This window comes from Pseudoxanthomonas mexicana, from assembly GCF_014397415.1.
Classification (GTDB): domain Bacteria; phylum Pseudomonadota; class Gammaproteobacteria; order Xanthomonadales; family Xanthomonadaceae; genus Pseudoxanthomonas_A; species Pseudoxanthomonas_A mexicana.
On the sequence record NZ_CP060731.1, the window covers coordinates 1,267,639 to 1,279,938 of the forward strand.

Genomic DNA, 12,300 nt, shown 5'->3' on the forward strand with positions numbered 1-12,300 from the left:
TGGGAGGGTTGAAGCCCTCCGGACTCCGCTCCCCCGTGCGCCGCCTGTCGATCCCCGGCCTTTGCCTGCTGGCGCTGCTCGCCGCGATGCCCGCGTGGGCGCTCGATCCTGGGCGAAGGGTGGACGAGTACACGCTCGCGCACTGGACGATGGAAGGCGGTCTGCCGCACAACCTGGTGCATACGATCAGCCAGGACGCCGAGGGCTACCTGTGGGCGGGGACCTGGGAAGGCGCCGCGCGTTTCGATGGTCGCCGTTTCACGCCTTACGACGCCGGCACCGTGCAGGGGCTGGAAGTGGAGGGCGTGCGCGCCATCGTGCCCGACCCGCGCGGCGGCATGGTGCTGAGCCTGGGTCGCATCGGGCCGGGACTGGTGCGTGTCCATGAAGGTCGCTGGGAACGCCTGCCCGGAGAGGCGGGTGCGTTGCCGGACGTGTCCGTGCTGAGGTTCGGGCCGGATGGCACGTTGTGGATCGGCACGGACCACTCGCTCTTCAGCCTGCAGCGCGATGGCCGGCTGCGCGACGTCGGCGGCATGCATGCGGGGCTGGCGAACGAACGCGTGCAGGCCATCCTCCCGCTGCCGGACGGGCAGGCCCTGGTGGGCAACCGGCATGGCCTGTTCCGGGTCGCCGGCGGTCGCGTGCAGGACTGGGGACGCGCGCAGGGCCTGCCCGACACGGCCGTGCTGGCGATCCAGGCCTCGCGCTGGGGCGGTGTGCTGGTGGGTGGCAGCGCCGGCGTATGGCGGCTGGAGCATGGGCGCGCCCGGCAGATCACCGCCGAACGCGCCGAGGCCATGCTGGAAGACCGCAATGGCAACCTGTGGATCTCCACGCTCGACGGCCTGCGCCGGTACGTCCAGGGGCGCTACGAGACGCTGGGCGAACGTAACGGCCTGATGGGGCGCCTGGCGCCGGCGCTGTTCGAGGACCGCGACGGCCTGCTGTGGGTGGGCACCACCAACGGCCTGTTCCGGCTGTCGGACGGTCCCGTGTTCGGGCTGGGCCGCAGCAGCGGCCTGCGCGACATCTACGTGCGCAGCATCATCGAACGGCCCGGGCAGGGTGTCTGGATCGGCCATCCGATGGGGGTCGATGTCTGGGATGGTGGAACGGCCAGGGCGGTATCGCTGGCGTTCGATGGCAAGGCCGACCCCTCGGTGCTGTCGCTGGCCAATGCGCGCGACGGCGGGTTGTGGGTGGGGACGTACGACCAGGGCGTGATCCACCTGCCGGCGGCGTCCGGCACGGTGCAGGGCGTTCCCTGGCGCATCGACGAGGCGCGCGGCCTGCCCTCCAACCATGTGCGGGCTTTGCTTGAACGTGCGGACGGTTCCCTGTGGATCGGCAGCAACGAAGGCGTCACCGTCTATCGGGATGGCCGCATCGCACGCCACTACGCCGCGGGCGAGGCATTGCCGGAAGGCAACGTGTACGTGCTCCACGAAAGCGGCATCGGCGAACTGTGGATCGGCACCAGCAATGGCATGGCGGTGATACGCCGGGACGGGACCGTGCGGACGTGGAAGCCGAAGACGGGATTCCCGGCGGTGGCGGCGTTCGATTTCCTGTCCGATCCGGACGGCAGCCTGTGGATCGCCACCGACCGCGGCCTGCTGCACTGGCGCGATGGCCGCTTCGTGCAGTTCGACCACCGCCAGGGTCTGCCGAACAACCGCCTGTTCCGGCTGCTGGAAGACGAGAACGGCGACTTCTGGGCGTCCAGCAACCGTGGCGTGTTCCGCATCTCGCGACCGGCGCTGACCGCGGTGGAGAATGGCCACCTGGCGCGGCTGCCGGTGGAGGCTTTCACCCACGCCGACGGCCTGCCCAGCAGCCAGGCCAACGGGGCCAGCGCGCCGGCCGGCTGGCGCATGCGCGACGGCAAGCTGTGGTTCGCCACCGCCAACGGCGTGGGCGTGATCGATCCGGACGACGCCCGCCGCCAGCGCGCCAAGGGGATCACGCTGGTGGTCGAGGCCGTCGAGGCCGATGGCCGCGTGCTGCCCCTGCAGTCGTACCACGCACTGCCGGCCGACACGCGGCGCGTGGTCATCCGGTTCACCGGCCTCAACCAGCGCGCCCCCGAGCGCCTGCGCTACCGCTATCGCATGGTCGGCTTCGACCACGACTGGATCGAGACCGACAACGGCATCGCCCACGACGCGGTGTACACCAACCTGCCCTCGGGCCAGCTGCGCTTCGAGGTGCAGGCGATGAACGCACCCGCGGACTGGGCGCGCAAGGAGGGCGTGGCAACGCAGACGGTGGCCTTCGACAAGGCCGCACCGTGGTGGATGCGCGCCTGGGCGATGGCTGCCTATCTGTTGTTGCTCGGACTGGCGGGATGGGGCGTATTGACGCTGCTGATGCGCCGCCAGCGCCAGCGCCAGCGACGGCTGGAAGCGCTGGTGGACACCCGCACGTCCGAGCTCAGCGAGAAGAACGCGCAACTGGAGCAGGCCAGCGAGGCGCACGCGCGCCTGCTGGAACAGCTGGCCTACCAGGCGCGCCACGATCCGCTCACCCGCCTGGCGAATCGCCGTGCCGGCGATGCGTTCCTGGCCGAAGCGCGTGAGGCCAGCCTCCGCGAAGGCCGTCCGCTGTGCGTGGCGCTGCTGGACATCGACCATTTCAAGTCGGTCAACGACCGCTACGGCCATGCCTTCGGCGACGAGGTCCTGTCGCAGGTGGCGGCCGTGGCCGAACGGCTGGCCGGTGGCCACGACGGGGTGCTGATCGCGCGCTACGGCGGCGAGGAATTCCTGGTCTGCCAGCAACTGCCATGGACGGTGGCGCGTGCGCGACTGGAAGTGCTGCGCGAGGGCATCGCACAGACGGCCATCGACGCGCCCGATGGCAGCCAGCTGCACTGCACCGTCAGCATCGGCATGGCGGACCTGCAGCCGGGCCAGGCGCTGCGCGACCTGCTGCGCGAGGCCGACGAGCGCCTATACCGCGCCAAGCAGCAGGGACGCAACCGGCTGGTGTCGAACTGAGCGGGCCCCCTGCGGCGGGCGATCAGTCGCGCAATTCGGCCACGTAGCAGTGCGCCTGCATCTGTTCGATCACCGCCTGCGCCGCGACCTGCGTGGACACGCCGCGACCGCCGGTCGCCAGGTCGTTGGTGAACACCTGCGCATTCAGGGCGGCATCCACCGCGCGTTCGATGCAGTCGGCTTCTTCGTGCAGGCCCAGCGAGTGGCGTAGCAGCAGCGCGCAGCTGAGGATGGTGGCGTAGGGGTTGGCGACGCCCTTGCCGGCGATGTCCGGCGCGGAGCCGTGGATGGGTTCGTACAGCCCGACCTTGCCATCGCCCAGCGAAGCGGACGGCAGCAGGCCCAGCGAACCGGCCAGCATCGAGGCCTCGTCGGTCAGGATGTCGCCGAACATGTTCTCGGTGACGATCACGTCGTACTCGCGCGGCTTGGCCAGCAGGTGCATGGCCATCGAATCGACCAACTGGTGCTCCAGCTTCACGTCGGGGAACTCTTCGCGTCCGATCCTGGAGGCGACATCGCGCCACAGGCGCGAGGTTTCCAGCACGTTCGCCTTGTCCACCGATACCAGGTAGCTGCGGCGCTGGCGGGCCAGCCTGAACGCGCTGCGCACCACGCGCTCGATCTCGGTGACCGAATAACTGCACAGGTCGCTGGCGCCGCGCGCATCGCGGGTCTTCTCGCCGAAATAGATGCCGCCCGTCAGCTCGCGTACCACCACGATGTCCACGCCGGTCAGCAGGTGCGGCTTGATGGGCGAGGCGTTCAGCGCGGCCGGGTGCGGACGCACCGGGCGCAGGTTGGCGAACAGGCCCAGGCCCTTGCGCAGTGCCAGCAGGCCCTGCTCGGGGCGCACGGTCGCGTTCGGATCCGACCATTTCGGTCCGCCGACCGCGCCCAGCAGCACGGCGTGTGCCTGCTGGCAGCCCTGCAGCGTCGCCTGCGGCAGCGGTTCGCCGTGGCGGTCGATGGCGATGCCGCCGATGTCGTATTCGTGGAAGTCGAAGCTGTGCCCGTGGCGGCGCGCCAGGGTGCGCAGGACAGTGACGGCGGCGGCGGTGACTTCGGGACCGATGCCGTCCCCGGGCAGTACGGCGATGTCAGCGTGCATGGTGGGTGGCCTCGTAGGTTTCGATGTCGGTGTGGCGGGCCAGCAGGTAGCCCAGTTCGTCCACGCCCTCCAGCAGGCAGGTCTGCGCGAAGGCGTCCAGCGGGAAGCCGAAGACGGAGCCGTCGGGTGCGCGCAGTTCGCGCGCGGCGACATCGATGGTCAGCTCGTCGTCCGGCCGCTCCATCAGCGACTGCACGATCTCCTCGGGCAGCACGATGGGCAGCAGGCCGTTCTTCAGGCTGTTGTTGCGGAAGATGTCGGCGATCTCGCTGCTGACGATGGCGCGCAGGCCCAGATCGGTCAGCGCCCAGGGGGCATGCTCGCGCGAGGAGCCGCAGCCGAAGTTGCGGCCGGCCAGCAGGATGCTGCGGCCCTGGTTCTCGGGCTGGTTGAAGGGGAACGCCGGGTTCGGCGAACCATCGGCCTGCCAGCGCCAGTCGTTGAAGGCGTTGCGTCCCAGGCCCGCGCGCTCAGTCGTGGACAGGAAGCGCGCGGGGATGATCTGGTCGGTGTCGATGTTGGTCTGCGCCAACACCACGCTCTTGGAGCGCAGTTCGCGGAACCCGGCCATCACGCCACCTCCTTCTGCGCGTCGAACAGCTCGCGCGGATCGCTGACGCGACCGTTCACCGCGGCCCACGCCGCCGTCAGCGGCGATGCCAGCAGGGTGCGGGCACCGGGCCCCTGGCGGCCTTCGAAATTGCGGTTGCTGGTGCTCACGGCCAGTTGGCCGGGCGCGACCAGGTCGCCGTTCATGGCGATGCACATCGAACAGCCGGGTTCGCGCCATTCGGCGCCGGCCTCGCGCACGATGCGGTCGATGCCTTCGGCCTCGGCTTCGCGCTTGACGATCTCCGAACCCGGCACCACCAGCATGCGCACGCCCGCGGCGACCCTGCGGCCACGCAGCACCTGCGCCACTTCGCGCATGTCGCGCAGGCGGCCGTTGGTGCACGATCCCACGAACACCACATCCACCGGCGTGCCCGCCACCGCCTGGCCGGCGCTCAGGCGCATGTAATCCAGTCCCTTCTGGTCGGCGGCATTGGCGGGCGCGGGAATCGGCGCATCCACCGCGATCGCGGTGCCCGGATGCGTGCCCCAGGTCAGGGTGGGGCGGATGTCGGCGGCATCGATGCGCACTTCGGCGTCGAACGCGGCGCCGTCGTCGCTGCGCAGCGTCTTCCAGTAGGCGACGGCCGCGTCGAACGCCTCGCCCTTCGGGCCGCGTGGCGTCTTCGCCACCCAGTCGAATGTGGTCTGGTCCGGGGCCACCATGCCGGCGCGCGCGCCGGCTTCGATGGACATGTTGCACAGGGTCATGCGCTGCTCCATGTCCAGCGCCTCGATGGCGCTGCCGCGGAACTCGATGACATGGCCTGTACCGCCATTGACGCCGATCACGCCGATCGCATGCAGCACGATGTCCTTGGCGCCCACGCCGGCGGCGAGCGTGCCATCGACGGTGATGGCCATCGTCTTCGGCCGGCGCTGCAGCAGGCACTGCGTGGCCAGCACATGGCCGACTTCGCTGGTGCCGATGCCGAAGGCCAGTGCACCGAACGCACCGTGCGTGCTGGTGTGGCTGTCGCCGCAGACGATGGTCATGCCCGGCAGGGTGAAGCCCTGCTCCGGCGCGATCACATGGACGATGCCGCGGTTGGGCGACGCCATGTCGAACAGCTCGATGCCGTAGTCGGCGCAGTTGCGCGCCAGCGTGTCCACCTGCGTCTCGGCCGCCTTCGTGTAGTACGGCAGCTTGCCGTCGGCGCCGGCGGGCAACGTGGGCGTGGAATGGTCCATCGTCGCCTTGGTGCGGTCCGGACGGCGCGGCGACAGGCCGCGCGCCTTCAGCTCGGTGAAGGCCTGCGGCGAGGTGACCTCGTGGATCAGGTGCAGGTCGATGTACAGCACGGCGGGGGCGGCGTCGGTCTCGGGGACCACGACGTGGGCGTCCCACAGCTTGTCGAACAGGGTGCGTGGTGCGGTCATGCGGGGGGTTCCGGTGATGCGTTGGAAAAAGGAGAAGTGGGTCGGGAGGAGTGAGGAGTAAGGAGTGAGCGAGAGAAGTGTTTTTACTCACGCCTCACTCCTCTTCACTCACGCCTGCCACTCACGCGGCGGCCGCTTCCTGCTTCTCGGCGCGGCGTTGGCGGAGCAGCCGGTTGGCCACGTCCAGCCACGCCAGCGCGCTGGCTTCGATGATGTCCTTGCTGGTGCCGGTGCCTTCGTACTCTTCACCGTCGCAGCGTACGGACAGGCTGGCTTCGCCGCGCGCGTCCGCACCGATGCCCACGCTGTGCACCTGGTAGCTCTCCAGCTGCAGCTGCACGCCGGTGGCGGCCGCCAGCGCACTGAACAGCGCATCGACCGGGCCGTTGCCCTGTGCGGTTTCCGAAATGCGGTTACCGTCCGGATCCGACAGTTCGACCAGCGCGTTGGCACGGCTGCCGACGTCGCTGATCGTCATCGACGACAGCCGGTAACCATCGCTGACCGGTGCATCCTGCATCAGCGCCTGCAGGTCGGCGTCGCCGATCACGCGCTGCTTCTCGCACAGCGTCTTGAACTGCTCGAACACCAGCTTCAGCTCGTCCTCTTCCAGCCAGTAGCCCAGCGCACGCAGGCGCTGTTCGACCGCCGCGCGGCCGCTGTGGCGGCCCAGCACCATCTGCGACGACGGCCAGCCCACATCCTGAGGCTGCATGATCTCGTAGGTGCCGCGGTGGCGCAGCATGCCGTGCTGGTGGATGCCGGATTCGTGCGCGAACGCGTTGGCGCCGACGATCGCCTTGTTGCGCTGGACAGGCATGCCGACCAGGCGCGACAGCAGCTGCGACGTCGGTACGATCCGGCGCGTGTCGATGCGCGTATCCAGGTTGTAGAAGGCGTTGCGGACCTTCAGCGCCATCACCAGCTCCTCGATGGCGCAGTTGCCGGCGCGCTCGCCGATGCCGTTGATCGAGCCTTCCACCTGGCGCGCACCGCCTTCGATGGCGGCCAGCGAGTTCGCGACTGCCAGGCCCAGGTCGTTGTGGCAGTGCGCGCTGAATACCACTTTGTCGGCGCCGGGCACGCGGGCGATCGCGCGCTCGAACATGCCGCGGATCTCTTCCGGCGTGGTGAAGCCCACCGTATCCGGCAGGTTGATGGTGGTCGCGCCGGCCGCGATGGCGGCGGCGATCGCCTGGTGCAGGAAATCCTCCTCGGTGCGGGTGGCGTCCTCGGCGGAGAACTCGATCTCGTCGATGTGGCCCCGGGCCAGGCGCACGTGCCTGTCGATGGACTCCAGCACCTGCTCGCGGCTCATGCGCAGCTTGTGTTCGCGGTGCAGCGGGCTGGTGGACAGGAACAGGTGCAGGCGGGGCTTGGCGGCCGCGGTCACGGTGCGCAGCGACGTCTCGATGTCCGCCGCGAGGCAGCGCGACAGCACGACCAGGGTGGTCTCGCGCAGTTCGCGCGCGATCATCGCGTGCGCTTCGCGGTCGGACTGCGAGCTGGCGGGGAAGCCGGTTTCGATGGCATCCACGCCCAGCTCTGCCAGGCCCCGCGCCATGACCAGCTTCTGTTGCGGCGTCATGCTGCAGCCGGGGGATTGCTCGCCATCGCGCAGGGTGGTGTCGAAGATGCGGATATGCGGGAGGGACGGATGGGTGGGCGTGTTCACCAGATGGGTTCCTCGTGTACTTCTGTTTCCATGGCGGGGGCCTCGTATCGGCGCGCACCGGTCTTTGCGGGGGAGGGGAGGACGGCCGCGCGCGGCGCGCGGCCCTTGGCAAGCGAGGGCTCGCCCTCGGCGTTGCGGCGGCGTGGCTTGCGCGGCGGACGCGGGCGCACGTCGGACAGCAGCTGCGCCAGCACGGTGGCGTCGATGTTGCCTCCGGACACCACCGCACACTTGCGCCTGCCGGCCACGCGCCGGCCCGCGGCCAGCGCCAGCGCCCCGGCGCCTTCGGCGATCAGGTGCTCTTCCAGCGCCAGCCGCACCAGGGTCTCGCGCAGCTCGGCTTCGCGCACGGTCACCACGTCGTCCAGCAGCTGCGTGCACAGGCGGCGGGTGATGAAGCCGGGCACCTTCACCCGCACGCCGTCGGCCAGCGAAGCGACCGGGTTGACCGGCGTGACGTCGCCCTTCATCGCGCGGATCATCGAATCCACGCCCTCCACCTGGGCGCCGACCACGCGCACGCCCTGCGACTTCAGCGCCAGCGCGACGCCCGACGCCAGGCCGCCGCCGCCGATGGGCACGATGACGACATCGGGCGTGTAGGGCGCGATCTCGATGCCCACGGTGCCCTGGCCGGCGATCACGTCCGGATCGTCGAAGGCGGACAGGAAGCGGTAGCCATTCTGCTCGGCCAGCTCCTTCGCGAAGGCGAAGGCTTCGTCGTAGCTGTCGCCATGCTGGCGCACGGTGGCACCCCAGTGCGCCACCCCGGCGATCTTGGTCGCCGGTGCGCCGTGCGGCATCACGGTGATGGCCTGCACGCCCAGCCGGTAAGCGGCCCAGGCCAGGCCCTGCGCATGGTTGCCCGCCGAGGCCGCGATCACCGGGCGGCGATCGCCGCGCTCGCGCGCGGCCAGCAAGGCATTCAGTGCACCCCGCACTTTGTACGAACCGGTGCGCTGCAGGTTTTCCAGCTTCAGCATCACGCCGAAGCGTTCGGCGTGATGCATCGGCGTGGGCGGCAGGTAACGGCGCAACCGCGCCTGCGCCGCCAGCACGTCGGCCACGGTGACGACGACGTCGCCTACGTCCGGTTCGTTGCTGGCGGGGGCGCGGCCGGCATCAGGCATTGCGGCACGCGAACGGCTGATGTCGAAGAAGACGCCTCCGGACCACGACGTCCGCGTTGGCGGGCGTGGCATTCATGCGGCGCGGTCCTGGTGGCGACGGTCCCGGGTCAGCTCCTGGACGGCGCTGAAGGACAGTTCCTCCACGTCGTAGATTTTCAGCAGCTGCTGGCGCAGCGTCTCCGGCGCGCGGGTGCTGTCGATCACCAGCGCCAGCGCCCAGTAGCCGTCGCCGTCGTGGGTGGCATGGACCGCGTGGGGCGGAAAGCCTCGACGCTCGATCATGCCCAGCACGCGCAGCAGGGCGCCCTCGGCAGGTTTGAGCTTGAGTTCAAGCCGGTAACGCATTCTTCTTCTCCGGACCGTCGGTCGCGACGGCAGGCTCGGCGGATGGTGTTGCGGGACTGGCATCCAGCATCGAGCTGTTGGCATGGTTCGGCGGCACCAGCGGCCAGACGTTGGCCTTGATGTCGATGGTGACGTGCAGCAGCGCAGGGCCCGGCTGGGCCAGCAGGTCGGCCAGGCCATCCTCGACTTCGTCGCGCCGGCTGATGTGGCGGGCCGGTATGCCGAACACGCGCGCCAGCGCGGCGAAGTCCGGATTGTCGGACAGGTCGATCTCGCTGTAGCGCTCGGCGAAGAACAGTTCCTGCCACTGCCGCACCATGCCCAGCGCGCTGTTGTCGATCAGCACGATCTTCACCGGCAGCTTGCAGCGGGCGATGGTCGCCAGCTCCTGCACGTTCATCATGAAGCCGCCATCGCCGTTGACCAGGACGACGGTGCGGTCGGGGCAGGCGAACTGCGCACCCATCGCCGCCGGCAGGCCGAAGCCCATCGTGCCCAGCGCGCCGCTGGTCAGGTGGTTGCGCGGGTGGGTGAACCGGCAGTGCTGCGCCACCCACATCTGGTGCTGGCCCACGTCGCAGGCGACGATGGCGTCCGCTGGCGCCACTTCGCCCAGCCGTTTCAGCAGGCCGGGCGCGTAGATGTCGTTGCCGGGCGCGTCGTAGCGGAAGCCGAAGCGCTCGCGGTTGCCCACGCAGCGCTTGCGCCACTCGTCGCAGGTGCTGCGTGCCGCCGTCAGTGCCTTCAGGCTGGTGGCGACATCGCCGGGGACGGCGATGTCGGCCGTGCGCAGCTTGCCGATCTCGTAAGCGTCGGCGTCCACGTGCAGGACGCGGGCAAACGGGGCGAACTCGGCCAGCTTGCCGGTGGCGCGGTCGTCGAAGCGCGCGCCCACCACGATCAGCAGGTCACATTCCTGCACCGCCATGTTGGCCGCGCGCGTGCCGTGCATGCCCAGCATGCCCAGGTAGTGCGGGTGGCCGGCGGGCAGGGCGCCCAGGCCGCGCAGGGTCAGCACGGTGGGGATCTTCGTCGCGTCGACGAACTGGCGGAAGGCGTCGACCGCATCGGCGATGCCGATGCCGCCGCCGCCGTAGATCACCGGCTTCTCGGCACCGGCGATGGCGGCCAGTGCCTCGGCCAGCTTCGCATCTTCCGGGGCGGGTACCGGATCGAGGCTCGCCGGCACGTGGTCGGGCAGGTGCGAGGCATCCGACATCTGCACGTCCTTGGGCAGATCGATCAGCACGGGACCGGGGCGGCCTTCGCGCGCGATGCGGAAGGCTTCGCGCACCATGGTCGGCAGGTCTTCCACGCGCCGGGCGACGAAGCTGTGCTTCACGATCGGCAGGGTCAGGCCGAACACGTCCAGTTCCTGGAACGCATCGGTGCCCATCAGCGTGGTGGCGACCTGGCCGGTCAGGCAGACCATCGGCACCGAGTCCAGCATCGCGTCGGCGATGCCGGTCACCAGGTTCGACGCGCCGGGACCGGAGGTGGCCACGCACACGCCGACCTTGCCGCTGGCGCGCGCATAGCCATTCGCCGCCAACGCCGCGCCCTGCTCGTGGCGCACCAGGATGTGCTTCAGGTTGGAATCCACCAGCGCGTCGTAGAACGGCATGATGGTGCCGCCCGGGTAGCCGAACAGCGTGTCCACGCCCTCGGCTTCCAGGGCGTGGGCCAGCCAGCGGGCGCCATTGCGTGGGGCAGTGGCCGCGGCGGCGTTCATGCGGCGGCCTGCTCGTCTGTATCGGGTTGCGCGGCGTTGGCCTGCAGCCACACCATCTTCGCGCGCAGCTCCTTGCCGACCTTCTCGATCGGATGGTCCTTGTCGGCCTGCTGGAACTTCTTGTAGTTCGGCAGGCCGGCGTCGTACTCGGCCTGCCAGTTGCGGGTGAAGGTGCCGTTCTGGATGTCGGTCAGCACGTCCTTCATGCGCGCCTTCACCGACGCGTCGATGACGCGCGGGCCGCTGACGAAGTCGCCGTACTGCGCGGTCTCGGAGATGAACTCCAGCATGCGGGTGATGCCGCCTTCGTAGAACAGGTCGACGATCAGCTTCAGTTCGTGCAGGACTTCGTAGTACGCGATTTCGGGCTGGTAGCCGGCTTCCACCAGCGTCTCGAAGCCGGCCTGCACCAGCGAGGACGCGCCGCCGCACAGCACGGCCTGTTCGCCGAACAGGTCGGTCTCGGTCTCTTCCTTGAAGGTGGTCTTGATGATGTTGGCGCGCGCGCCGCCCAGGCCGCCCGCGTAGGCCAGCGCGAACTGCTCCGCCTGGCCGCTCTTGTCCTGGTAGACGGCGTAGATGCACGGCACGCCGCGGCCGATCTCGTATTCGCGGCGCACCAGCGCGCCCGGGCCCTTCGGCGCCACCAGCACCACGTCCAGGTCGGCGCGCGGCTCGATCATGCCGAAGTGCACGTTCAGGCCGTGCGCGAACAGCAGCACGGCGCCCTGTTTCATGTTCGGCGCCAGCACCTCGTTGTAGAGCTTCTTCTGCACCATGTCCGGCGTCAGCACGGCGACCAGGTCGGCGTCCCTCACCGCGTCGGCGACCGCCTTCACCGCGAAGCCATCGGCCTGCGCCTTCGCTTCGGTCGGACCGCCCGGACGCAGGCCCACCGTGACGTCGAAGCCGGAATCGCGCAGGTTCAGCGCATGCGCGCGGCCCTGGCTGCCGTAGCCGACGACGGTGATCTTGGGGTGCGGGAGAGCGTTGGCGGTGGTCATGGCGCGGTTTTCCTGAGGGTTGAGGGGAAATCGAAGGGGCTTAAACAAAAAACCCCGCACTTCTCAGTGCGGGGTTTTGCGAATCTGGCGTTTCTGCTGCTTACACGCCGGTCCGTCCCGCACTTGTGGGCGAGGTAATAAGGACGAGTACGAGGAGGGACGCCGCAGAGGCTGCGGCGAGGCCGGTCGTCGTGGGCGTGTGGCGCTGCAACATGCGGCAAGAGAAACACGCCGTTCCAAACCGTGTCAAGCGCTTTCGCGCCGAATGCGACGATCGGATGATTTCAGTCGAGATGGTTGCAACTGAAA

The 12,300-nt window shown here is 69.4% G+C and carries 9 protein-coding genes; 1 reads left to right on the top strand and 8 read right to left on the bottom strand.

Annotation, left to right across the window (positions count from 1 at the left end; genetic code table 11):
* The first annotated feature begins 35 nt into the window (after positions 1–35).
* On the top strand, positions 36–3,002 hold the full coding sequence (locus IAE60_RS05710; protein ID WP_187574195.1) for a ligand-binding sensor domain-containing diguanylate cyclase: 2,967 nt from the start codon (positions 36–38) through the stop codon (positions 3,000–3,002).
* A gap of 22 nt (positions 3,003–3,024) precedes the next feature.
* On the opposite strand, the gene leuB is transcribed toward IAE60_RS05710, so the two are convergent.
* The 8 genes from leuB to ilvC form a co-directional block, all read right to left on the bottom strand.
* Positions 3,025–4,113 (bottom strand): 3-isopropylmalate dehydrogenase, encoded by a 1,089-nt coding sequence (gene leuB / locus IAE60_RS05715; protein WP_187574196.1) that lies wholly within the window; start codon positions 4,111–4,113, stop codon positions 3,025–3,027.
* Positions 4,103–4,684 (bottom strand): 3-isopropylmalate dehydratase small subunit, encoded by a 582-nt coding sequence (gene leuD, locus IAE60_RS05720; RefSeq protein WP_185895069.1) that lies wholly within the window; start codon positions 4,682–4,684, stop codon positions 4,103–4,105. Before leuD ends, leuB begins: the two co-directional genes overlap by 11 nt.
* Positions 4,684–6,105, bottom strand: a complete 1,422-nt coding sequence (gene leuC, locus IAE60_RS05725) for a 3-isopropylmalate dehydratase large subunit (RefSeq protein ID WP_187574197.1) — start codon at positions 6,103–6,105, stop codon at positions 4,684–4,686. Before leuC ends, leuD begins: the two co-directional genes overlap by 1 nt.
* Positions 6,106–6,226: 121 nt before the next feature.
* Positions 6,227–7,780, bottom strand: a complete 1,554-nt coding sequence (locus IAE60_RS05730) for a 2-isopropylmalate synthase (RefSeq protein ID WP_187574198.1) — start codon at positions 7,778–7,780, stop codon at positions 6,227–6,229.
* The gene (locus IAE60_RS05735; RefSeq protein ID WP_187574199.1) at positions 7,777–8,910 is read right to left on the bottom strand and encodes a threonine dehydratase; all 1,134 of its coding nucleotides are present in this window, start codon (positions 8,908–8,910) and stop codon (positions 7,777–7,779) included. Before IAE60_RS05735 ends, IAE60_RS05730 begins: the two co-directional genes overlap by 4 nt.
* Before the next feature lie 72 nt (positions 8,911–8,982).
* The gene (locus IAE60_RS05740; protein WP_187574200.1) at positions 8,983–9,255 is read right to left on the bottom strand and encodes an ACT domain-containing protein; all 273 of its coding nucleotides are present in this window, start codon (positions 9,253–9,255) and stop codon (positions 8,983–8,985) included.
* On the bottom strand, positions 9,239–10,987 hold the full coding sequence (ilvG, locus tag IAE60_RS05745; RefSeq protein ID WP_187574201.1) for an acetolactate synthase 2 catalytic subunit: 1,749 nt from the start codon (positions 10,985–10,987) through the stop codon (positions 9,239–9,241). Before ilvG ends, IAE60_RS05740 begins: the two co-directional genes overlap by 17 nt.
* Positions 10,984–11,991 carry a ketol-acid reductoisomerase gene (gene ilvC / locus IAE60_RS05750; RefSeq protein ID WP_187574202.1) on the bottom strand — a complete coding sequence of 336 codons (1,008 nt, stop codon included), beginning with the start codon at positions 11,989–11,991 and terminating at the stop codon, positions 10,984–10,986. Before ilvC ends, ilvG begins: the two co-directional genes overlap by 4 nt.
* Between the last annotated feature and the right edge of the window lie 309 nt (positions 11,992–12,300).